At 71.9% G+C, this 21845-nt stretch carries 20 protein-coding genes and 1 tRNA gene; 9 read left to right on the forward strand and 12 right to left on the reverse strand.

All coding sequences use genetic code 11. The features are described 5' to 3' along the window. Nucleotides 1–105 precede the first annotated feature (105 nt). On the forward strand, nt 106–747 hold the full coding sequence (locus tag AC5YDV_RS08045; protein WP_496182697.1) for an NADPH-dependent F420 reductase: 642 nt from the start codon (nt 106–108) through the stop codon (nt 745–747). A 9-nt stretch (nt 748–756) separates the two neighbouring features. Next, the gene (locus tag AC5YDV_RS08050) at nt 757–1482 is read left to right on the forward strand and encodes a PIG-L deacetylase family protein (protein WP_496182698.1); all 726 of its coding nucleotides are present in this window, start codon (nt 757–759) and stop codon (nt 1480–1482) included. Nucleotides 1483–1484: 2 nt separating this feature from the next. Here AC5YDV_RS08050 and AC5YDV_RS08055 read toward each other — a convergent pair whose 3' ends face one another. The 6 genes from AC5YDV_RS08055 to tmk form a co-directional block, all read right to left on the reverse strand. Next, nucleotides 1485–2474 carry a bile acid:sodium symporter family protein gene (locus AC5YDV_RS08055; protein ID WP_496182699.1) on the reverse strand — a complete coding sequence of 330 codons (990 nt, stop codon included), beginning with the start codon at nt 2472–2474 and terminating at the stop codon, nt 1485–1487. A 24-nt stretch (nt 2475–2498) separates the two neighbouring features. Next, nucleotides 2499–3032, reverse strand: coding sequence for an NUDIX domain-containing protein (locus AC5YDV_RS08060; RefSeq protein WP_496182700.1), 534 nt, complete (start codon nt 3030–3032; stop codon nt 2499–2501). 24 nt (nt 3033–3056) lie between these two features. Beyond that, nucleotides 3057–3129: transfer RNA gene (locus tag AC5YDV_RS08065), tRNA-Thr, on the reverse strand. Between the two features lie 63 nt (nt 3130–3192). After that, on the reverse strand, nt 3193–4032 hold the full coding sequence (locus AC5YDV_RS08070; protein WP_496182701.1) for a DoxX family protein: 840 nt from the start codon (nt 4030–4032) through the stop codon (nt 3193–3195). 76 nt (nt 4033–4108) lie between these two features. After that, nucleotides 4109–5269, reverse strand: coding sequence for a DNA polymerase III subunit delta' (locus tag AC5YDV_RS08075; RefSeq protein ID WP_496182702.1), 1161 nt, complete (start codon nt 5267–5269; stop codon nt 4109–4111). Then, nucleotides 5266–5991 carry a dTMP kinase gene (gene tmk / locus AC5YDV_RS08080; RefSeq protein ID WP_496182703.1) on the reverse strand — a complete coding sequence of 242 codons (726 nt, stop codon included), beginning with the start codon at nt 5989–5991 and terminating at the stop codon, nt 5266–5268. The genes AC5YDV_RS08075 and tmk overlap by 4 nt, the downstream gene beginning before the upstream one ends. Nucleotides 5992–6112: 121 nt before the next feature. Between tmk and AC5YDV_RS08085 the strand changes: the two genes are divergently transcribed. Both AC5YDV_RS08085 and AC5YDV_RS08090 read left to right on the forward strand, forming a co-directional pair. Next, nucleotides 6113–7612, forward strand: coding sequence for a catalase (locus tag AC5YDV_RS08085; protein ID WP_496182704.1), 1500 nt, complete (start codon nt 6113–6115; stop codon nt 7610–7612). 168 nt (nt 7613–7780) lie between these two features. Next, on the forward strand, nt 7781–8215 hold the full coding sequence (locus AC5YDV_RS08090; protein WP_496192464.1) for an NUDIX hydrolase: 435 nt from the start codon (nt 7781–7783) through the stop codon (nt 8213–8215). Here the strand turns inward: AC5YDV_RS08090 and AC5YDV_RS08095 are convergent. Then, the gene (locus tag AC5YDV_RS08095; protein WP_496182706.1) at nt 8206–8502 is read right to left on the reverse strand and encodes a ubiquitin carboxyl-terminal hydrolase 14; all 297 of its coding nucleotides are present in this window, start codon (nt 8500–8502) and stop codon (nt 8206–8208) included. The genes AC5YDV_RS08090 and AC5YDV_RS08095 overlap by 10 nt on opposite strands. 186 nt (nt 8503–8688) lie before the next feature. Here AC5YDV_RS08095 and AC5YDV_RS08100 point away from each other — a divergent pair, with 186 nt between their 5' ends. Next, nucleotides 8689–10065, forward strand: a complete 1377-nt coding sequence (locus AC5YDV_RS08100) for a DUF222 domain-containing protein (protein ID WP_496182707.1) — start codon at nt 8689–8691, stop codon at nt 10063–10065. 285 nt (nt 10066–10350) lie between these two features. Here the strand turns inward: AC5YDV_RS08100 and topA are convergent, their stop codons facing one another. After that, nucleotides 10351–13044: a type I DNA topoisomerase gene (gene topA, locus AC5YDV_RS08105; protein ID WP_496182708.1), complete on the reverse strand. Its 2694-nt coding sequence runs from the start codon at nt 13042–13044 to the stop codon at nt 10351–10353. A gap of 121 nt (nt 13045–13165) precedes the next feature. On the opposite strand from topA, the gene AC5YDV_RS08110 reads away from it, so the two are divergent. Together AC5YDV_RS08110 and AC5YDV_RS08115 are read left to right on the forward strand one after the other, a co-directional pair. Continuing rightward, complete coding sequence (locus AC5YDV_RS08110) at nt 13166–14356, forward strand: S1C family serine protease (RefSeq protein ID WP_496182709.1); 1191 nt, start codon at nt 13166–13168, stop codon at nt 14354–14356. Between the two features lie 62 nt (nt 14357–14418). Further along, nucleotides 14419–15432, forward strand: a complete 1014-nt coding sequence (locus AC5YDV_RS08115; RefSeq protein WP_496182710.1) for a S1C family serine protease — start codon at nt 14419–14421, stop codon at nt 15430–15432. Here AC5YDV_RS08115 and AC5YDV_RS08120 read toward each other — a convergent pair. Next, on the reverse strand, nt 15425–16906 hold the full coding sequence (locus AC5YDV_RS08120; RefSeq protein ID WP_496182711.1) for a methyltransferase: 1482 nt from the start codon (nt 16904–16906) through the stop codon (nt 15425–15427). The two genes, AC5YDV_RS08115 and AC5YDV_RS08120, sit on opposite strands and share 8 nt — an antisense overlap. Before the next feature lie 98 nt (nt 16907–17004). On the opposite strand from AC5YDV_RS08120, the gene AC5YDV_RS08125 reads away from it, so the two are divergent. Together AC5YDV_RS08125 and AC5YDV_RS08130 are read left to right on the forward strand one after the other, a co-directional pair. Next, the gene (locus tag AC5YDV_RS08125) at nt 17005–18507 is read left to right on the forward strand and encodes an amidohydrolase (RefSeq protein WP_496182712.1); all 1503 of its coding nucleotides are present in this window, start codon (nt 17005–17007) and stop codon (nt 18505–18507) included. Beyond that, nucleotides 18508–20859 carry a DEAD/DEAH box helicase gene (locus AC5YDV_RS08130; protein ID WP_496182713.1) on the forward strand — a complete coding sequence of 784 codons (2352 nt, stop codon included), beginning with the start codon at nt 18508–18510 and terminating at the stop codon, nt 20857–20859. Here the strand turns inward: AC5YDV_RS08130 and AC5YDV_RS08135 are convergent. From AC5YDV_RS08135 to AC5YDV_RS08145, 3 genes are all read right to left on the reverse strand, one after another. Then, a complete protein-coding gene (locus AC5YDV_RS08135; protein ID WP_496182714.1) occupies nt 20805–21176 on the reverse strand; it encodes an Rv3654c family TadE-like protein in 372 nt (123 codons plus the stop codon). The two genes, AC5YDV_RS08130 and AC5YDV_RS08135, sit on opposite strands and share 55 nt — an antisense overlap. Further along, the gene (locus AC5YDV_RS08140; protein ID WP_496182715.1) at nt 21173–21478 is read right to left on the reverse strand and encodes a TadE family type IV pilus minor pilin; all 306 of its coding nucleotides are present in this window, start codon (nt 21476–21478) and stop codon (nt 21173–21175) included. Before AC5YDV_RS08140 ends, AC5YDV_RS08135 begins: the two co-directional genes overlap by 4 nt. A gap of 71 nt (nt 21479–21549) precedes the next feature. Continuing rightward, nucleotides 21550–21783, reverse strand: a complete 234-nt coding sequence (locus AC5YDV_RS08145; protein WP_496182716.1) for a DUF4244 domain-containing protein — start codon at nt 21781–21783, stop codon at nt 21550–21552. Nucleotides 21784–21845 lie beyond the last annotated feature (62 nt).

Consider the following 21845-nt stretch of genomic DNA (forward strand, 5'->3'; position numbering starts at 1 on the left):
CTCAACCGTAACCCCCGCCGCCGACAAGCGCCCCCCGCCGTAGTCCCTCTCAGGGATGACCCGGGGGACGGGAATGCCGGAGGGGCCCGAACCGTTGGCACAGTCGTGGAGAAGCGACTGGGGATCATCGGGGCCGGCAAGGTGGGGACGGCGCTCGGACGCCTGGCCCTCCAGGCGGGGTGGGACGTCCTGGTCTCCGCCAGCCCCACCCGCCCCCTGCAGGGCTTGATCGTCGAGACCATGCTGCCGGGCGCGCACCTGCTGCCCGAGGCCGAGGTCGTCGCGGGAGCCGACATCGTCGTGCTGGCCGTCCCTCTGTCGAAGATCCACACCGTCGATCTGACGAGCCTCTCCGGCAAGGTCGTCGTCGACGCCATGAACCACTGGTACCCCGTCGATGGCGAGTTGCGCGGCGTCGCGCAGGCCCCCTCCAGCAGCGCTTGGGTGCAGTCGCTCAACCCCCAGATGCGGCTGGTGAAGTCCCTCAACCACCTCGGCTACCACGACATGGAGACGGACGCCCGTCCCGCGGGCCATCCCGAGCGCCGGGCCGTGGCCGCGGCGTCCGATGACGTCGAGGCGCGCGGGGCCGTCGCCGCCCTGTTGGACGCGCTGGGCTTCGACCCCGTCGAGCTGACGCTCGCCGACGGACGCCACCTCGAGGGGGACGGCCCCGTGTTCGGGCGCTGGGTCGACGTCGCCGGGCTTCGTGCGGCGGTGGAGCGCTCGAGGGCGAGGGCCGCGTAGCCTCTCCCCATGGACGTGCCCACGCTCGAGCGGCTTCCTGAGGACTTCACCCGTGTGCTCTGCGTGGTGGCCCACCCCGACGACATGGAGTACGGAGCCTCGGCGGCCGTCCGCCACTGGACGCGGCGGGGCGTCGAGGTCGCCTACCTGCTGCTGACCGGCGGCGAGGCGGGCATGAAGGCGAAGCCCGAGGTCGCCCGGGCGGTTCGTGCCCGCGAGCAGCGCGAGGCGTGCGACCTCGTGGGCGTGGCCGACCTGACGATCCTCCACCACCCCGACGGGATGCTCGTGCCGAACCTGGGCCTGCGCAGGGACATCGCCCGCGAGATCCGGCGGTTCCGACCGGACGCCGTCGTCACCGGCACCTGGGAGGTCGAGGTGCCGTGGGGGCTCAACCAGGCCGATCACCGAGCTGTTGGTCTGGCGACCCTGGACGCCTGCCGGGACGCCGACAACACCTGGGTGTTCCCCGAGTTGGCGGCCGACGAGCACCTGCCGAAGTGGGGACCGGCGTGGTTGCTGGTCACCGGAGCCGCTCAGCCCACCCACGGCGTCGAGGTGTCGGACGCCGACGTCGAGGCCTCCGTCGCCTCCCTGGCGGCCCACCAGGCCTACCTCGCGGACCTGCCCCAGCACCCGGACCCCGGGGACATGATCCCCGAGATGCTGCGGGTGGGCGGGCAGGCGCTGGGTGTGCCCCACGCGGTGTTGTTCCGCGCGTACGCGCTGCGCTGAGCTCAGGCCGTCGCGGCGACCACCTCGGTGCGCTCGCGGTCGTGACGGTCGGCGGAGCGCCGGTAGAACATCGCCAACAGCGCGCCGGAGAGGTTGTGCCAGATGGAGAAGATCGCACCGGGCAGGGCGGCCGCCGGGTTGAGGAACTGCGCGGCCAAGCCGGCGGCGAGGCCGGAGTTCTGCATGCCGACCTCGATGGACATCGTCCGCGCGACGCGCTCGGGCTGGCAGAACACCCGGCCGGCGAGGTAGCCGAGCAGGTAGCCGAATCCGTTGTGCAGCACGACGGCCACCAACACGATGAGGCCGGCGGAGACGACCTTGGCGGCCGAGCCGCCCACGACCGCCGCCACGACGCCCGAGATCGCGACCACGGACAGCCACGGCATGACCGGGAGGAGGGGCTCGATCACCTTCGGGAGCAGGAGGCGGACGACCAGCCCCCCGACGACCGGGATCAGGACGATCTGCAGGATGCTCAGGGCCATCGCCCCGCCGTCGATCGGCATGTACCGGCCGGCCAGCAGCAACGTGAGGGTCGGCGTCAGGATCGGGGCGAGGAGCGTCGACACCGAGGTCATCGTCACCGAGAGCGCCGTGTCGGCCTTCGACAGGTACGTGACGACGTTCGACGAGGTCCCACCCGGGGCACAGCCGACGAGGATGACGCCGGCCGCCAACTCCGGCGGCAGCTGGAGCAACCAGGCCACCAGGACGCCCACGAGGGGCATGATGACGTACTGCGCGACCACCCCGATGAGGATCGGCCAGGGGCGCGTCAGCACCAGCCGGAAGTCGGGGATGGTGAGCGTCAGGCCCATCCCGAACATGATGATCATCAACAACGTGTTGACGTGCGGGCCGAGCTGGCGGGCCACGAGGGCGTTGAAGAACCCGAAGAAGGCCGCGGCGAGGACGAGCAGGGGGAAGATCGTCACGGCCAGGGTGGCGCTGCGATCCTCACGTGACAGGGTGCGAGATTCTGCGTTCACCCAAAGATTATGCGGCGCATCTCATCACGTGAGATGTTCGTCTCGCATGATGACCTCAGCCGTAGCGGCCGTTGGTAGGGGACCCAGACCGCACTCCGGGGCGTTCGCCAAGAGGACGCCCATCGCCCGTACGTGGCCCTCCGGCAACGCCGGGAACCCGCCCTCGGGGAAGAACGCCGCCTCGGTGTTCTCACCGTCGGCGGGGTACGGCTCGCCGGAGACCCAGCGGCAACGGAACGTGTGGTTGATGTATTGCGACCGGTCGCCGTTGTCGTAGGTGACCATCGGGGAGACGTCCTGCCAGACGAGGCGCTCCACCTCGACGACGACGTCCGCCTCCTCCCAGGCCTCTCGGGCGGCTGCCTCGGCCGGGTGCTCGCCCGGATCGACGATGCCGGTCACGATGGACCACTCGCCGGTGTCGGCCCGGCGGACGAACAGCCACTCGGGCGTGCCGTCCGGGCCGGTGCGATGGATCCCTGCGGTGGCGCCGGAGAGCCACAGGGGGGTGGTTCCGATGTGCCGGCGCAGCTCCAGGATGAAGTCGGGCGTCGCCATGCTTCCCTTCCGCGGGCATGAGAGAGCCACCTACCAGATTCGAACTGGTGACCTACGCATTACGAGTGCGTTGCTCTACCAACTGAGCTAAGGTGGCGCGGCCGCGAGGACCGACGCCACACTCTAGCAACCTCGGGCCCGCAGCGTGAAACTGAGAAGATCAGGCGGCCGGAGTCTCCGAGCGCCGCGAGCGGAAGCCACGGTCCACCGACCATCCGCCCGCCCCGACCAGCAGGAACAGGGCACCAGCGGCGACGAGCAGCACCTCCAGCTCACCGGTGAACCCGGCATGCCCGGGGACGAAGGGACTCCACGGACCCCACAGCACGAACGCCAGCGTCGCCCCCGCCACGATCATCAGCCCGACGCCCGCCAGGCGGGTCAGGAGGCCGAAGACGAGGGCGATGGCGATGGCGACCTCGCCCGCCCCCAGCACGATGGCCAGGACGCTCGGGTAAGGCAGGATCGTGCCCTGGATCTGCTCGGTCGTGGCCGGCAGGTTGAGCAGGTGGTACAGCCCCCGGATGCCCACGATCGCAGCCACCGCGAGGCGGAGCAGGAACAGGCCCAGGGCACCGGCGAACTTGTCGGTGATGCGCTGGACGACGGTCACGGTCTCGGTACGCGTCGGCACCTCGGCGGCAGCGACGGCCCCGCCCGGGGTGGTGGTCGGCTGGGCGGCGTTGGTCACCGCGCGCGACGGGACGCCGTGCGGCTGCGGCGCGGGTTCGGGAGTCGGGGCAAGCGCCGCCAGGCGGGCCTCGCGACGGGCCGCGCGCTCGGCGATGAGACGCTCGCGCTCGGCGTCCGCCTGCGCGCGGGCCGCGTCCGCCCGCTCGTCATGCTCCTCGCGGAACAGCGGCTGGTCGCTGACGCGCTCCCCCTCGGTCACGGGGGCGGTGGCGTCCGCGCGCTGCTCGGCGCGGGCACGCTTGGGTTCGGCATCCCGGTCCGTGCGCGACGACTGGTCGTCGACTCCGTTGTTGCGGTTCTCGGCCATGGGAAGTCCTTTGCTGCAGGGGCGTACGTCCATGTCCATGCTCCCAAAGGCGCTCCCCGAAGCCCGGGAGCGACACTCACGCCGCGTGGAGGCTGATCATCAGTGACTCCATGGCCAGCAGGGGGGCCACATTGGTCTCGAGGGCCTCGCGGCACGCCAGGATCGCGTCGAGCTTCGCGATCGTCTGCTCGGGGTGGGTCCGGCGCGCGACGGTGGTGAGGTCGACGGCGAGGTCGGCGTTGATGAGCCGCTGGGTCGCCTTCGTCTGCAGGGCGAAGACGTCGCGGTAGTAGCCGGTCAATTCGGTCAGGACGCGGTCCAGCGCGTCTCGCTGAAGGCGCTTGGCCCGCGCCTTCTGCTGCTCCTCCAGGTCACGGAGGGCCGCCTGGGCATACCGCGGGCGCGCGCCCTTGGTGGTCATGCCGAGCGCCTCGGAGAGTTCGGTGCGCTCCTTCGCATCCAGCACCTCGGTCGCCGAGGTCGCCTCCTCGGACGCCGCGGCGACCAGGTTGGCGGCCGCCTGGAGGCAGGCGCCGAGCGTGGTCAACTGGGCCGGGATGTGCAGGATCTCGCTGCGCCGGCGACGCGCGTCCTCGTTGCGGGCGATCGCACGGGCCCGCCCGATGTGCCCTTGGGCCACCCGGGCGGCGTGCGCCGCCATCTCGCTCGGGACGCCGTCGCGCTGCTCGAGCAACTGGGTGATCGCCGACTCGCTGGGCGTGGCGAGTTCGACCCGGCGGCTGCGGGACCGGATGGTGATGATCACGTCCTCGGGCGTGGGGGCGCAGAGCAGCCAGACGGTGCGCGGCGCGGGCTCCTCGATCGCCTTGAGCAGGGCATCCGCCCCGCGCTCGGTGACGCGGTCGGCGTCCTCCACCACCAATACTTGGCGACCGCCGAGCGTGGGCGACATCGCGGCACGCCGGACCAGGTCGCGCACCTCGTCGACGCCGATGGACAACTGCTCGGTGCGGACGAGGGTGACGTCGGGGTGGGCCCCCGACAGCGCCGTCCGGCAGGCGTTGCACTCCCCACAGCCCCCTTGCTTGCACTGGAGGGCGGCGGCGAAGGCGCGCGCTGCGTTCGAGCGGCCGGAACCGGGCGGGCCGGTGATGAGCCAGGCGTGCGTCATCGCGTGCCGCTCCCCCGTGACCGCTCGGCGCAGCACCTCGACGGCGCGGTCCTGTCCGACGAGGTCGGCCCAGACTCCGGAGCCGACGGGTGGTGAGGTGGTCACTCCCCCAGCCTGTCGCGTCCGGCTGACACTTCGTCGGTCCCGGGCTCCCGCTCGGGGTCGAAGAGGGCGGAGAGGAGCCCGCGGCGTCCGACCTCGGCCTCGCCCTCGCCCCGGTCGAGCAGCGCGGCCACCCGCTCGCGCACGTGCGCGGCGATGGTCTGGACGGACTGACGGGCCGGCAGCACGAGGTAGCGCTCGGGCTGTCGTTCGGCGAGTTCGAGGAAGCCCGCGCGGACCCGTTCGTGGAACGCCGCGCCGGCAGACTCCATCCGGTCGTGCTCGTCGATGGCTCCCAGCCCGGTCTCGGGAGCGAGATCGAGGAGCACCGTGAGGTCGGGACGCAGGTCGTCCGTGCCCCACCAGTTGATGCGCTCCACCTCGTGCACGTCGAGGACGCGGCCGGCGCCCTGGTAGGCGAGCGTGGAGTCGACGTAGCGGTCGCACACGACGACCGCGCCCCGCTCGAGGGCGGGCCGGACGATGGAGTGGACGTGTTGGGCCTTGTCCGCCGCGAACAGCAGGGCCTCCGCGCGGGGGGCGAGGTTCTCGGTGGTACGGCTCAGCAGGATCTGGCGGATCTGGGCGTTGACCGGGCCGTCACCGGGCTCGAAGGTGCGGACCACCTCGCGCCCCTGCTCGGTGAGCCAGTCGGCCAGCAGGGCCGCCTGGGTCGACTTGCCGACGCCGTCGCCGCCCTCGAACACCACGAAGATCCCCTGCACGGTGCTCATCCTAGGTGGAGGCAGGTGAGGGGGGCTGGAATGGAGGGGCTGCCAAAAGTGTTCTCCTCTGAGAACCTTGTCGGGGACAGACCACGACGACTGTGAACGGAAGGAATCAACGATGAACCACTCCCGCACCAGCGGCGGCGCGCCGGTTGAGAGCGACGCCCACTCCCTGAGCATCGGATCCGACGGCCCCCTGCTCCTCCACGACGTCCACCTCGTCGAGACGCTCGCGCACTTCAACCGCGAGAACGTCGTCGAGCGGCGCCCCCACGCCAAGGGCGCCGGCGCCTTCGGCACGTTCACGGTGACGCAGGACGTGTCGCAGTGGACGAAGGCCGCCGTCTTCCAGCCCGGCACCCGGACCAAGACCCTCCTGCGCTTCTCCACCGTCGCCGGCGAGCTGGGCTCGCCCGACACCTGGCGCGACGTCCGCGGCTTCTCGCTGCGCCACTACACGACCGAGGGCAACCTCGACATCGTCGGCAACAACACGCCGATCTTCTTCCTCCGCGACCCGATGAAGTTCCCCCACTTCATCCGTTCGCAGAAGCGCCTCGCCAGCAACGGCCTCCGCGACGCCGACATGCAGTGGGACTTCTGGACCCTGTCCCCCGAGTCGGCCCACCAGGTCACCTATCTCATGGGTGATCGCGGCCTGCCCAGGACGTGGCGCAACATGAACGGCTACGGCTCCCACACCTACCAGTGGGTCAACGCGTCCGGCGAGCGCTTCTGGGTGAAGTTCCATTACCACACGCAGCAGGGCATGGAGTTCCTCTCCAGCGAGGAGGCCACGCGCCTGGCCGGTGAGGACGCCGAGTTCCACCGTCGCGACCTCTGGGACGCCATCGAGCGCGGCGATTTCCCGAAGTGGACGCTGTCGGTCCAGGTCATGCCGTACGAGGAGGCCAAGACCTACCGGTTCAACCCGTTCGACCTCACCAAGGTCTGGCCGCACGCCGACTACCCGCTGCACGAGGTCGGCGTCCTGGAACTCAACAAGAACCCGGACAACTTCTTCGCCCAGATCGAGCAGGCGGCCTTCGCGCCGTCGAACATGGTTCCGGGCATGGGGGTCTCCCCCGACAAGATGCTCCTCGGTCGCGTGTTCGCCTACGCGGACGCCCAGCGCTACCGCATCGGCCCGAACTTCCACCAGCTCCCGGTGAACCAGCCCCAGGGCGTCGAGGGCGGATTCGAGGCCGTGAACCAGTGGATGTTCGACGGCAACCAGGCGTACCACCACTCCGGCGGCGCCCCCGTGTACGCCCCGAACTCGTTGGGCCGTGGGTACAGCGACTGGCAGGGCACCATCGCCGAGGGCTGGGAGGCCGACGGCGAGATGGTCCGCCAGGCGTACGCGCTGCACGCCGAGGACGACGACTTCGGCCAGGCCGGCACGATGGTCCGCGAGGTGTTCGACGATGCGGCCCGTGACCGCCTCGTCGAGACCCTGACCGGTGCGCTGTCGGGCATCCGGCGCCGCGAGGTCCTCGAGCGGGCGTTCTGGTACTGGAAGTCGGTCGACGAGGGCATCGGCTCCCGCGTCGAGCAGGCCGTCCTGGCCGGCCGGGACGACCTCGTCGCCCCCGGGATGGGCGCCGAGAACGCCTGATCTTCTCCAGCTGAGGGGCCGGCCCGACGGGGCCGGCCCCTTCTTGCTTGTTCCTGAGGCGCGCAGCGTGGGCCGTGCGTGCTGGGGCACGGCTGGCGCCTCATCACGATGGCCATCCCTCAACCCGCTCGAGCCGGCCGCGTGCGAGGGAGTGATTGGATGGACGCCGTGAGCGTGCGTCCCAGCCCCCAGCCCGACTTCTTCGTGGTGTCGATCACCCTGCGCAACACGCGCGGGGACCTCTTGCTGGTACGGAAGCAGGGCACGGAGCGGTTCATGCTGCCCGGGGGCAAGGTGGAGCCGGGTGAGACCCACCTGGCCGCGATCGTGCGCGAGGTGGCCGAGGAGGTGTCGCTCACCCTCGAGGCCACGTCGGTGTCGTTGCTGGGGCACTGGACGGCCGGTGCCGCCAACGAGCCCGGGCTGGTCATCGCGTCCGATGTGTTCACCGCGCCGCTGCCGGGGCGACCGGAGGCGTCCGCTGAGATCGAGGAGTTGCGGTGGCTACCCATCGACGACGGGTTCGACTACGACTCGGACGCCTCACTCTCACCGATGCTGACCGAGCACGTCATCCCGGCCCTGCTGGTCCGTCAGGTGTAGGACGGCGCCGCCGGGGCGCCGGGAACCTGGAAGGCGGCCTCGTCGACGTAGCACCACCACCAGTCCTCGCCCGGTTCGAAGGAGCGGATGAGCGGGTGCGACGTCGCGTGGAAGTGCGCCGTGGCGTGCCTGTTCGGCGAGTTGTCGCAACACCCGACGTGCCCGCACTCGAGGCAGAGGCGCAGGTGCACCCAGCTGTCGCCGGTCCTCAGGCAGTCCTCGCAGCCGTTGGCGGACGGCGTCGGTGCCGGATCCGCTCCCTCGACGTGGTCGCACGGCTCGTTCATGGCAGTCCCTTCTCGTGGCGTTGTCGGCACGGTACTGCGCGCGCGTTCGTGGAGACATTGTCGGTGGTGTCCTGGCGCAGAATTGTCACCGATGTCCTGACACAGAACTGTCACCGATCTCCTGACACAAACAGTGAGGCGTCCCTACGTTCATGAATTGTCGGGGCGGGTCAATAGAGTGCTTGTATGAATAATTCATTGCAGCTGGACGGCGTGGCCGACGCCTTGGGGGTGATCGACGAGGGCCTGCGCATGGTGATCGCCGGCGAGGTCGCCCAGGTGCTCGGCATCGCTGCCGCCTGTGATCTCCACCGGGTCGACGAGTCGGTCGTCGTGGCCGGGGCGGAACGATGGGTCTCCGGCGGTGCCGATGGCACCCCGCACCTCGGCGAGTTTCTGGCGGGCGAGTTGGGCGCGGTCCTGGGCGTGTCGCGGGCGAGCGCGATGGGCAGGATCGCCGCGGTGTTGAACGTGCGCCACCGCCATCCCACCTTGTGGGCTGCCGTGTGCGCTGGCGACATCCGTTTCCACGAGGCCGCCCGCGTCGCCGACGCCTGCGTGACGGCCGGCCTGGACGCCGCCGCGTGCCTGCTCGTGGATGGTCATTGTGCCGTCGCGCTGCGGCTGCAGCCGTGGTCGCGGGTGCGCGGACAGATCGACCGCTGGATCCTGCTCGCCGACCCGGCCCTGGCGGCTGAACGTGCCGCCAGCGCCGCGAGAGACGTGCGTGTCGGGGTCGGGGAGATCCGCGATGGTCACGTTGACCTGTGGGGCCGTTTGGACGCCGGCGACGGTGTCGCGTTCGACCACGCCCTGTCCGCCATCGCGAAGACCCTCGACTCCGATGTGAGCATGGACGCACGGCGGGCCGCCGCGGTCGGCATCCTCGCCCGCAACGCCTTGGGGCAGTCGGAGTTGCCGCGGCCGGCCGAGCTGGTCGTGCGCGTGGACGCGACCGCCGCCGATGGCGACCTGGTGCTGGATGACGCGGCCACGGTCGCCGGCTGGGGAGCCATCCTGACCGAGCGGCTCGGCGATGTGCTGGCCGGCTGCCGCGTGGTGGTCCGCCCCGTCCTGGACGCGCGTCGGTTGTCGGCCCGTGATTCGTACCAGATGCACGACAGCATGCGACGCGTGCTGAACGAGCGGTGGGGCGTGGACGCCTTCCCCCACGGCAGCCGCAGCGCGGCCTCGTGCCAGTCCGATCACACGATCCCGTTCGACCACGAGCTTGGGCCCGGTGCCGGGCAAACGCACCCGGACGCCATGGCGCCGCTGTCGAGCTTCACGCACCGCATGAAGACCCACGGCGGGTGGGGCTGCGAGCAACCCGTGCCGGGCCTGCTCATATGGACCTCACCACACGGGTGGACCTTCGCGGTCACCCCAGCCGGAACCATCCGGATCGGCCGGCCCGAACCCAGCGAGCACGCTTGGTGGCGGCGAGAACCACCTGACTGGGCGGAACCGGACATGGCACCGGGCACGCCGCCCGATGCTGCTCGCCCCGATCCAGGACCTGCACAGCCACCGCTGGCGCTGGCGTACGCCCTCATGGCCTGAGGGGCGCCTCCCAGTCGAGATCCCCAACCATCACACCCCAGCCCTCCGGCACGCCGCCGAGAGGGCCGGCGGTGCGCGCGAGGCGTCCCGCACAACGCAAGGGGTGCCCCGCGGCTGGCAGGGCGCCCCTCGGCTGTGGCGTGTTGAAAGGATCAGGCGTTCACGACCGCGCGCTCGCCGAGGTCCGACTCGACGGCCGGCTCGTCCTTCTTGAAGTAGTCGTGGATGAGCGCGAAGTTCTCCTCGACCACCGTGACGATGAAGTCGATCACAGCACCCCTCCGCTCACTTCTTGGGTGCTGCTGCCTTCTTCGCGGGCGCCTTGCGCGTGGTCGTGGTCGTCCGACGCGTGGCGGTCTTCTTCGGGGCGGGCCCCTTGGCGCGCTTCTCGGCGAGCAGTTCGGCGGCCCGCTCGGGGGTGACCTCCTCGATCGAATCCCCCTTGCGCAGGGTCGCGTTGGTCTCGCCGTCGGTGACGTACGGCCCGAACCGACCGTCCTTCACGACGATCGGCTTGCCGGACACCGGGTCCGCGCCGAGTTCCTTCAACGGTGCAGCGGCGGCACGACCGCGCCCGCGGGTCTTCGGCTGCGCGAAGATCGCGGTGGCCTCCTCCAGCGTGACCGTGAAGAGCTGGTCCTCGTTCTCCAGGGAGCGCGAGTCGGTGCCCTTCTTGAGGTAGGGCCCGTAGCGGCCGTTCTGGGCGGTGACGTCCTCGCCGTCGATCTGGCCCACGACGCGCGGCAGGCTCATGAGCTGCAGCGCCTGCTCCAGGGTCACGGTCTCCAGCGACATCTCCTTGAACAGGGACGCCGTCCGCGGCTTCGCCGACTTCGGCGACCCCTCGGGCAGCACCTCGGTGACGTAGGGCCCGAACCGTCCGTTCTTGGCGACGACCGGGTTGCCGGTCGCCTCGTCCACGCCGAGCTCGCGCTCCATGCCGGCGGGCGTGGCGAGCAGCTCCCGGGCCTTGTCCAGCGTCAGCTCGTCCGGGGGCAGGTCCTCCTCGACGTTCGCGCGGTTGCCCTCGGCGTCCTCAACATAGGTGCCGTAGCGGCCCACGCGGACGACGACGTCCGAGTCGTCCCCGCCGACGGGGTAGAAGGTCGACAGGGCGCGGGCGTCGATCTCGCCCAGGTCGTTGACCAGCGACTCGAGCCCCTCGCGGCCGTCGCCGCCGAAGTAGAAGTTCTTCAGCGTCTGGACCCGATCGGCGTTGCCCTTGGCGATCTCGTCGAGGATGTCCTCCATGCCGGCGGTGAACTGGTAGTCCACGAGGTCGCCGAAGTGCTCCTCCAACAGGCGCGTGACGGCGAACGCGAGCCAGGTCGGCACGAGCGCCGACCCCTTCTTGAACACGTAGTCGCGCGCGGTGATCGTCCGGATGATGGACGCGTACGTCGACGGCCGGCCGATCTCGAGCTCCTCGAGCTTGGCGACGAGCGACGGCTCCGTGTAGCGGGCCGGCGGACGCGTGGCGTGCTCCTCGGCCTCGACCCCGGCGACGGCCAGGGTCTCGCCGGCCTTCACGGCGGGCAGGTTCGCGGTCGCGTCGTCCGCCTCACCCTCGTCGTGGGCCTCGACGTACGCCTTGAGGAACCCGGGGAACGTGATCGTCCGGCCGGACGCCGTGAGCCCGGCGCGGTCGAGCTGCCGCAGCTCACCGGTGGTGGCGTCCGCGACCTCGACGGCGGACGCCGGCGTGGCGGTCATGCTGATGGTGACGGTCTGGCCCTCGGCGTCCTTCATCTGCGAGGCGACGGTGCGCTTCCAGATGAGGTCGTACAGACGGAACTCGTCGCCGCGCAGGCCCGTCGCCTGCGGCGTCCGGAAGTGGTCGCCCGCCGGCCGGATCGCCTCGTGCGCCTCCTGGGCGTTCTTCACCTTGGACGAGTAGGTGCGCGGCTTGTCGGGCACGTAATTGGCGCCGTACAGCTCCTTGACCTGGTGACGGGCCGACGCGATCGCGGAGGCCGACAGGGTCACCGAGTCCGTACGCATGTAGGTGATGAATCCGCCCTCGTACAGCGACTGGGCGACCGACATGGTGCGCTGGGCCGTGAAGCCGAGCTTGCGTCCCGCGTCCTGCTGCAGCGTCGTGGTGCGGAACGGCGGGTACGGACGCCGCGTGTACGGCTTGGCCTCCACGGCATCGACGACGACCGAACCGCCGGTGAGGGCGTCCGCCAGCGCCCGGGCGCCGACGAGGTCGAGGTGGAGGGTGTTCCTGGCGGTCAGCTTGCCGCCGGAATCGAAGTCGCGACCCGACGCGACCTTGAGCCCGGCCGCGGTCGCGACACGCGCGGTGAAGGCGTCGGGCTCGTGGCCCTGGGCGTCCAGGGTGACCTCGAGATCGGCGTAGCTCGCCGAGCGGAAGGCCATGCGCTCGCGCTCCTTGTCGACGACCAGGCGCGTCGCGACCGACTGCACGCGGCCCGCGGACAGGCGTGGCATGACCTTCTTCCACAGCACGGGGCTGACCTCGTAGCCGTAGAGGCGGTCGAGGATCCGTCGGGTCTCCTGCGCGTCGACCAGGTCGGTGTCGAGCGCCCGCGGCTCGGCGACCGCGGCCCGGATGGCCTCCGGAGTGATCTCGTGGAACTCCATGCGCTTGACCGGCACCGTGGGCTTGAGCTCCTGCAACAGGTGCCATGCGATGGCCTCGCCCTCGCGATCACCATCGGTTGCGAGGTAGAGCTCGTCGACGCCCTTCAGCGCATCCTTCAGCTTGCGGATCGTGGCCTTCTTGTCGGCCTGCACCACGTACAGCGGCTCGAAGTCGTTGTCGATGTTGACGCCGGTGCGCGCCCACTTCTCACCCTTGTACTTCGCCGGCACCTCGGCGGCACCGGTGGGCAGGTCGCGGACGTGGCCGATCGACGCCTCGACGACGTACCCCTCGCCGAGGTACTGGGCAATGCTGCGCACCTTGCCGGGGGACTCGACGATCACGAGTCGGCGCTTGGTGTCTGTGGCCACGATCTGCTCTCTGGGATTGCTGGAATGCCCGAGGGTACGCCCTTGGACTAGTCGGGATGGTAGCGCCTCCCGACAACATGGACGCTGCCGGGTTGCCTTGACCGTCTCCTAGACTGCATCCGTGACTGCCCCCTGGCCTCCTCCGCGCCCCCGTCCGGTGTCGCGTCCGCCCTCACTGGTGCTGGTGATGCTCGGAGTGGTGCTCGCCATGGTGTCGCAGTTCGGCACGGCCTTCGCCGTGGTCGGGGCCACCACCACCTGGGCGGAACGCCTGGAGCCGGCACCCCCGCAGTCCACCCTCGCGCCGGTCCCCCAGGCCACGCCCGGTGAGGACGCCTCCCCGTCCGCGACGCCCCCAGCATCCGCTCGCCCCCTCCCGGAGCAGTCGGTGGGCCCGGTCGTGGTGACCGAGGACGTGAGGCGCGGCGTCGTGCTCATCTCGGGGCAGACACCCAACGAGGGTGTGGCAGGCACGGGCATGGTGTTGAGCGAGGACGGCCAGATCCTGACGAACTATCACGTGGTCCGCTCGACGGAGTCGATCACGGTGACCATCGCCAGCAGCGGGCGCCGCTACACCGCGACGATGGTCGGACGCGACGCCACGAAGGATGTCGCCCTGCTCCAGCTCGACGCCGCCAGCAACGTGGAACCGGTCACCCTCGACGCCGACGACGTGCGGGTCGGCGACATTGTGGTGGCCGCCGGCAACGCCAACGGCCAGGGGTTCGTCACGGCGCACCGTGGCAACATCCTCGCCCTGGGGCGCTCCATCAACGTCCGCGGCGCCAACGAGAACGACCCGCCCCAGCGCCTGAACGGCCTGATCGAGACCAACGCGCCCGCGTGGCCCGGCGACTCCGGTGGCCCCATGTTCGACGCGGAGGGCGAGGTGCTCGGCATGACCACGGCCGGCAGCAGTCCCTCGGAGGGCAACACCGACGAGGAGAAGCAGGTCTACGCCGTCCCGATCGAGGAGGCGATGGCCGTCGTCGACAAGATCAATCGGGGCGACGAGTCGGGCACGGTCGTGATCGGCCCGAAGGCGTACCTGGGCATCATCGCCGAGCAGGACGACTCGTCCGGGGTGCGCGTTCGCAGCGTGCTCGAGGACTCCCCCGCCATCCGCACGGGCCTCAAGGCCGGTGACCTCATCCTCTCCCTGGACGGCGAGCGCGTCGCGACGCGCTCCGAACTGTCCGACGTGCTCGACACGATCGAGCCGGGCTCGACGACCACCATCACGTGGGAGACGACGGCCGGGCGCGAGCGGTCGGCCGACATCACGGTCGCCGCGAACCCGCTGAACTGACTCACACCCGGGCTTGGGGCAACCCACAGCGGACCCACAGGATCGCGGGCTCGACTGGGGTCATGAACAAGCCGCTCCTCATCGCCACCACGCTGGCCGCGAACGTGGCCCTCATCGCCACCGTCCCCACCGTGGTGGAGGACTTCCGCGCCCCGCTCGACCCCACCACCGGGGTCGTGCTGATCACGACGTCCACGCCGGGCGGCGAGGCGGCGGGGTCGGGCATGGTGCTCACGGCGGACGGCCAGGTCCTGACGAACTACCACGTGGTGGAGGGCTCCACCGAGGTCCTGGTCGAGGTCCCGTCGACCGGGCGCACCTACACCGGGACCGTCGTCGGCCACGACGCGAGCGCCGACGTCGCGCTGCTGCAGTTGGCGGACGCCTCGGCCCTGGCCACGATCACCCCCGACCGGGACCCGGTGTCCGTGGGGGACGCCGTCACCGCGATCGGCAACGCGTCGGGCGGCGGGGAACTGGTGAAGGCCGAGGGTCGGGTGACCGCGCTGTCCCAGGACGTCACGGTGGGCAAGGAGACCGGAGGGTCCGAGACGCTGCAGGGCGTCATCGAGACGACGGCCGCCGCAGTCCCTGGCGACTCGGGCGGTGCGATGGTGGACGCCGAGGGCGAGGTGCTCGGCATGACCACCGCCGGCTCGCAGCGGGTGACCCGCACGCCGGGCGGCGTCCGGGGCGGTGCCGCGGGGGCTCCGGTGACCACCGCGAGCTACGCGGTCCCGATCGAGGACGCCCTCGCGGTGGTCGAGCGGATCCGGTCGGGGCAGGAGGACGGCTCGGTCCAGGTCGGCCCGCGCGCCCACCTCGGGGTGGGTGTGGTGGGTGCCTCGGGTCTCGTCGTCGGATCCGTCGTGGTGGACGGACCGGCGGCAGCCGCGGGCGTCACCGAGGGATCGCTCATCACCGGCATCGACGGCAGGGCCGTGACCACGCACGACGAACTCGCGTCGGTGCTGGCGAGCCTGGAGCCCGGCCAGTCGGTCGACCTGGCGTGGACCGACGCCCGGGGCGTCCGGCACACGGAGGCGGTCACGCTGGGCAGCAGCCCGCTCAACTGAGCAGGTAACCCTGGCGGACCAGCTCGCGGAGTCGCGGGGTGAGGTCCTCGGCCAAAGATGACTCCCCGACCTCCAGGATGTTGGCGACGGCGGCGATGAGCTGACCCGCGGTGAGGTCACCGTCGCAGGCACCCAGGACGGCACCGAGCGCGGTGTCGACCTCGACCGCCCGACCGAAGCCGTACCGCTGGCGGTACACGATGTGCTCGGGATCCTCCGCACCGGGGCGGCCGAGCGTCTCGACGTCGATGCGGTCGTCGAGGCGCCAGGCCGTGGCGAGCAGGGCCTCGTCCGGGACGTCGGCGGCGGCCACGCCGGACTGGTGGGCGGCGAAGGCCTCCCCCAGTGGCTGATGGACCGCGTGCGGCCACTCCTCCACCACGACGTCGGGGGTGGGGCGTCCCGCCTTGTGCAGCATCATCCACCCCATGCCGACGCCCGTGATGCCGAGGGAGTCGAAGTACTCGAGCCACTGCCGGTAGCGCGGTGCGTACTCGTCGGTGCCGATCCATCCGGCGTCGTTGAGCCACAGCTCGATGTACTCGTACGGGTCCAGGAATTCGCGTTGGAGCACGAGGGCGTCGCAACCGGTCGGCTCGATCCAGCCGCGCACCCGCTCCTCCCACGGCTCCTCGGCGGTGCTCGCCCAGTTGCCCAGCACCTGCAGGGTTCCGCCGGGTGCGAGTCGGTCGGCGCCCTCGACGACGACCCTCCGGACGAGGTCATCGGCGCTGAACAGCCCCTCGCGGTAGACCAGGCGTTCCCCGATGGGCGGGCTCATCACGTACGGGGGGTTGGTCACGATCAGGTCGAACGACTCGTCGGCCACCGGCTCGTAGAGCGATCCCTCGCGGACGTCGAGCTCGAGCCCGTTCAACCCGGCGGTGAGGCGCGCCATCGCGACCGCGCGGGGGTTGAGGTCCGTCGCGACCACGTGGTCGGCGTGCCCGGCGAGCAGCAGGCTCTGGACCCCACAACCCGTCCCGAGGTCGAGCGCTCGTGCGACGGGTCGGCGGATCGTCATCTGTGCCAACGTCGTCGAGGCCGGGGAGGCCCCCAGCACGAAGTCGGGCCGGGACCGCCCGAGGCGCCCGTCCAGGATCGGGATGAGGTCACCGGTGATCCAGCCGTCGAAGTCCACGCCCGCGCCCGCCGCCGCGTAGGGGCGGATCTCCAGGGCGGCACGCACCCCGTCCGCCGTGGAGGTCACGATCCCGGCGTCCTCGAGCGGCGCGAGGTCGCCGAGGGCCGCGCCCGCGGCGTCCGGTGTGAGGGTGTCGTGCAGCAGGAACAGCCGGACCAGCGACGCCTGCGCGTCGTCCGCGTCGCCGAGGGCGTCGCGCGCGGCGAAGGTGGTGTTGCGGGCCAGCGCGTCCGTCGCCTCGGGGCCGAGCCGGTCGGTGGTGTCGGCGAAGGTGTAGGCGGCTTCGCGCAGGCGGTCGGCGAGGGCTGCGGCATCGGTACGGCTGAGCATGGGTCCCAGCCTGTCATGCCGGACTGTCATGCCGGACCGTCATGCCGGACTGTCAGGGCGCCGCCGTAGGCTGGAGAGCCGGGAGGAGGTGGCGAGGAATGGGTGAGTCGGTGCTGGTCCGGGGTGGCCGGGTCGTCGCGTTGGGCGAGGGCGAGGCGACGCTTGCGGACGTCCGCGTTCGCGACGGCGTGATCGCCGAGGTCGGGCCCGGCCTCGTGGCCCGGGGCGAACGGGTGGTGGACGCCGCGGGTGCGTGGCTCATCCCCGGGCTGTGGGACGCCCACGTGCACTTCGCCCAGTACGTGCGCGCCTCGACCTGGGTCGATGTCGCCGGTTCGCGCGGTCCCGAGGAGGTCTGCGCGCGCATGGCCGACGCCTTGGCCGGACGCCCCGACGACGGCCGCGCGGTGGTCGGGTTCGGGTACCGCTCCGCGCCGTGGTCGCGCGTCGGCACCGTCGCCGAGCTGGACGCCGTGGGCGGCAGTCGGCCCGTCGTGGTGATCGCGGGGGACGCCCACAACGGCTGGTTGAACTCCGCGGCGCTGGACGCCTTCGGGCTGCCGCCGCGCGAGGGTCCGCTGGTGGAGAACGAGTGGTTCGCCGTGTTCGGACGCCTCGACGACCTGCCCGGCGTGGCGCCGACCCCTGAGCAGGAGGACGCGGTCGCCGCCGGGTTCGCCGCCCGCGGCCTGGTGGGGATCGTCGACCTGGAGTTCGACGCGCCGTTCCGGGCGTGGCCGGTCCGGGTCGGGCGTGGAGTGCGGTCCCTGCGCGTCCGGGCGGGCGTCTACCCGCACCAACTGGACGACGTGGTCGCCCGGGGCTGGCGCACGGGCGACCCCCTGCCCGGTGGGGAGGGGCTCGTGACCATGGGCCCCCTGAAGGTCATCGCGGACGGCTCGATGGGCACCCGCACCGCGTGGTGCTGCGCCCCCTACTGCGACGCCACCCCCGGCGACCCGCACCCGTATGGCACCCCCAACCAGACGACCGGGCAACTCCACGCCCTCTTCTCCCGCGCCGTGGCCGCCGGGCTGTCGGTCGCCGCCCACGCGATCGGCGACCGGGCGAACCAGGAGGTCCTGGAGGCCTTCGCCGCGACGGGGGCGTCCGGCTCGGTGGAGCACGCGCAGCTCCTGCGCCGCGAGGACGTCCCCGGCTTCGCACGACTCCGGCTCACCGCGAGCATGCAACCGCACCACCTCGTCGCCGACCGCGACCCGGCCGGCGTGCTGTGGGCCGACCGCACCGACCGGCTGTTCCTGACCCGGTCCCTGCTGCGGTCGGGCGCCACCCTCGCGCTCGGGTCGGACGCCCCGGTGTCCCCACCCGACCCCTGGCTGGCGATCGCCACGGCCGTGCACCGCTCCGGCGACGGGCGTCCGGGCTGGCACCCCGAGGAGTCGCTCACCCCTCGCGAGGCGCTGGCGGCCTCGGTCGACGGCAGGCGGATCGTCCCCGGGGGTCCGGGCGACCTGGTCGTGCTCGGTGCCGACCCGGTGTGGGAATCCGACGATCCCGCCGCGACCGCAGCCCACCTGCGCGCGATGCCCGTCCGCGCCACGGTCTGCGCGGGCGGGGTCACCCGCGAGGAGGTCTGAGTGGCCCTCCCCGACTGGCTCGCGACCGAGGAGAAGGTCGCCCACGTCCACCACCGACCGGCGCGTCCGGGCCGGGTGGTCGACTGGCCCGCCTGGGTGTCGGCCCCGGTGCGGGCCGCCTTCGCCGCGCGCGGCATCGACCGGCCCTGGGCGCACCAGGTGGCCGCCGCCCAGGCTGCTTTCGACGGTCACCATGTCGCGATCGCGACGGGGACGGCGTCCGGCAAGTCGCTCGCCTTCCTGCTCCCGGTGCTCGCGGCGGGCCTGGACGGCCACGTCCCCCCGGGCACCCGCCCGGCGCGGGCCCGGGGCACGGCGTCCGGGTTGCGCCTCGCGGCCCGTCCGACGGCCCTCTACCTCGCCCCGACGAAGGCGTTGGCGCACGACCAGGTGCGTTCGGCCGCCGGGCTCGACCTGCCGGGGTGGCGCGTGAGTGCCCTGGACGGCGACTCCGACCCCGACGAGCGCCGGTTCGCCCGGGAGTTCGCCTCCTTCGTGCTCACGAACCCCGACATGCTGCACCGCTCGATCCTGCCCAACCACACCCGGTACGCCCGGCTGCTCGGCGGGCTGACCCACGTGGTCGTGGACGAGGCCCACCGCTACAAGGGCGTGTTCGGGGCGCACGTGTCGGCGGTCCTGCGCCGCCTGCGACGGCTCGCGCACCACTACGGGGCCGACCCCGTGTTCGTCTGCGCGTCGGCCACCATCAGCGAACCGGACGCCGTGGCCGCCGCCCTGATCGGCGCCGACCACGTGGTGCCCGTGACCGACGACGCCTCCCCCGCACCGGCCCTCGACGTCGTCCTCCTGCAACCCACCCCGACCCTCACCGAGACCACCGCCAAGCTGCTCGCGGCCTTCACCCGCGACGGGCAGGCCATCGCCTTCACGACGTCCCGCATCCAGGCCGAGCTCGTGGCCCTCCGGGCCCGCGAGCTGTCCACCGGAGCGATCGCCGCCTACCGCGGGGGCTACCTCGCCGAGGACCGCCGCGAGCTCGAGGCCGCCCTGTCGAACGGGCGGCTGCGCGGGGTGGCCTCCACCAACGCGCTCGAGCTGGGCATCGACATCGCCGGCATGGACGCCGTGGTGACGGCCGGGTTCCCCGGCACCCTGGCGGCCTTCTGGCAGCAGGTCGGCCGGGCCGGACGCGCCGGGCGCGACGCGATCGCCGTCCTCGCAGCGCGGGAGGATCCCCTCGACGCCTACCTCGTCGAGCACCCCGAACTGGTGTTCGACCGGCCGGTCGAGCGGACGGTCGTGCCGGTCGACAACGCCTTCGTGTTGGGGCCCCACCTGTGCGCCGCCGCCCAGGAACGCCCCCTGACCGAGGACGACGCCCGCTGGTTCGGGCCCACGACCGTGAGCCTCGCCGAGCGGCTCACGGCGCAGGGAGCCCTGCGTAGGCGTCCGATGGGGTGGTTCTGGACGCACGCCGCCCGGGCGGTCGACTCGATCGACCTGCGGTCGCTGCAGGGCAAGGCCGTCGAGGTGGTCGACGGCGCGACCGGACGCGTGATCGGGCAGGTGGATCCGTCCGCTGCCGACCGGACCCTGCACCCCGAGTCCGTGTACGTCCACCAGGGCGAGACGTGGTTCGTCGACGAGCTCGACCTCGACGACCGGGTGGCCGTCGTCCACCGGGCCGACCCGCTGTGGTTCACCCAGGCGCAGTCCACGGCTGGCGTCCGGATCGTGGCCACCTCGGCCTCGCGACCGCTCGGCCTCGGCGAGGTGCACGTCGGCACCATCGAGCTGTCGAACCAGGTCGTCTCGTACCTGCGGCGCGACTCCGAGACGGGCGACGTGTGGGACTGCACGCCGCTGGACTTCCCCGAGCGCCGCATGGTCACCCGCGCGACGTGGTGGACGCTCCCGGACCGGGTGCTCGCGGCACTGGACGAACTCGTCCCGGGACCGATCACGGCCCTCGACCTGGCCGGCGCGGTGCACGCGGCGGAGCACTGCGCCATCGGCCTGCTGCCCGCCTTCGTGCCGTCGGACCGGTGGGACATCGGCGGCCTGTCCACCGTCCTGCACCCCGACACCGGCCGGCTCACGGTGTTCGTGCACGACGGACTGCCCGGTGGCTCGGGCATCGCCGACCGCGGCTTCGATCTGGCCGAGCCGTGGTGGACGGCGACGCTCGCCCGGCTGCTGACCTGCCCCTGCGAGGAGGGCTGCCCCGCCTGCGTCGTGTCGCCGAAGTGCGGCAACGGCAACCAGCCGCTCGACAAGCGCGGCGCCGCGGGCCTGCTCGCGCTCCTGGTGGGACAGGACCGGGCGGAGGGGGCTCACTCGGGGGCTCCCGTCACCATGCCGGCGTGCGCGCGGGAGGACAGCCACTGAAGCACGGGCCCGACCCGGAACGTCGAGCGCACCTCGACCGAGACCACGAACTCGACCTCGTCGCCGGCGACGCGGCAGCCGACCACGTCCACGTCGTTGAGCTCGGCCGCGGAGCGCGCCGCGGCGCAGGCGTCGGCGGCGCGGTCCTGGGCCCGGGCACCCGCCAGCGCCGCGAGGTCGGCCGCGCCCCGGACGCGCTCGCCCTCGGCGCGCACGGCCCCCGCCAGCAGCAGGAGCGCCGCGACCACCACCAGCCCGAGCACGACCACCGAGGACAGCAGCAGGGACGCCCCGCGCTCGCCCCGCCGGCGCCTCACCCCTCCTCCAGCACGGTGGCCCGGGCGACGAGCGGCCAGGTGGCGAATCCCAGCGGTGCCTCCCAGCGCACCTCGACCACCATCGCGCCGGCTTCGCGGCGGCTGGTCACCAGCGCCCCCGGCGGGGCGTCGGCCCGTGCGCGGGCGGACGCCTCGGCGTCCCCCCGAGCCGCCTGCCGGGCCACCTCGTTGGCCGTGACCTGGCACTGCCCCAGCACGAGGACGGCGGCGCCGAGGAGCAGCACGACGGCCAGCGCCGCCGCGAGGAAGAGGGTCGTGAAGGCCGTCTCCACCGTGACCATGCCCCGCTGCCCGCGCGGGCCCGTGGGGCCGGACGCGCTGCGCCCGACCCCACGACCCCTCTCCCCTCCCGTCACGGCTTGGCGAAGAAGCTCGGGATCGGCACGTCGAACCCCTTGGTGATCCAGTTCATGATCGCCTTGATCAGCTCGTTGAGCAGGTCGGTGAAGGTGCCGGTCTGGAGAGCGGCGACGATGACGCCGATCAGGACGATGACCACGACCACGCCGAGGGCGTACTCGACGGTCGTCATGCCGCGCTCGCGCAAGGAGGTGGGCTCGAGGGTGGCGGTGGAGGTGTCGGACATGGTTTCCCTTTCATTTCTCTGCCGCCCAGCTGCGGCACCCAGACGATCGGCGGAGAGGCGAC

The sequence above is a fragment of the Propioniciclava sp. LT432 genome (assembly GCF_059515965.1).

Bases quoted from the DNA above. Each gene is read 5' to 3' on its own strand.
- AC5YDV_RS08070 (WP_496182701.1), bottom strand. From the start codon at position 4,032: ATGGCCGAGAACCGCAACAACGGAGTCGACGACCAGTCGTCGCGCACG.
- AC5YDV_RS08120 (WP_496182711.1), bottom strand. From the start codon at position 16,906: ATGCTCAGCCGTACCGATGCCGCAGCCCTCGCCGACCGCCTGCGCGAA.
- AC5YDV_RS08145 (WP_496182716.1), bottom strand. From the start codon at position 21,783: ATGTCCGACACCTCCACCGCCACCCTCGAGCCCACCTCCTTGCGCGAG.
- AC5YDV_RS08140 (WP_496182715.1), bottom strand. From the start codon at position 21,478: ATGGTCACGGTGGAGACGGCCTTCACGACCCTCTTCCTCGCGGCGGCG.
- AC5YDV_RS08050 (WP_496182698.1), top strand. From the start codon at position 757: ATGGACGTGCCCACGCTCGAGCGGCTTCCTGAGGACTTCACCCGTGTG.
- AC5YDV_RS08060 (WP_496182700.1), bottom strand. From the start codon at position 3,032: ATGGCGACGCCCGACTTCATCCTGGAGCTGCGCCGGCACATCGGAACC.
- AC5YDV_RS08115 (WP_496182710.1), top strand. From the start codon at position 14,419: ATGAACAAGCCGCTCCTCATCGCCACCACGCTGGCCGCGAACGTGGCC.
- AC5YDV_RS08100 (WP_496182707.1), top strand. From the start codon at position 8,689: ATGAATAATTCATTGCAGCTGGACGGCGTGGCCGACGCCTTGGGGGTG.
- AC5YDV_RS08125 (WP_496182712.1), top strand. From the start codon at position 17,005: ATGGGTGAGTCGGTGCTGGTCCGGGGTGGCCGGGTCGTCGCGTTGGGC.
- AC5YDV_RS08085 (WP_496182704.1), top strand. From the start codon at position 6,113: ATGAACCACTCCCGCACCAGCGGCGGCGCGCCGGTTGAGAGCGACGCC.
- AC5YDV_RS08095 (WP_496182706.1), bottom strand. From the start codon at position 8,502: ATGAACGAGCCGTGCGACCACGTCGAGGGAGCGGATCCGGCACCGACG.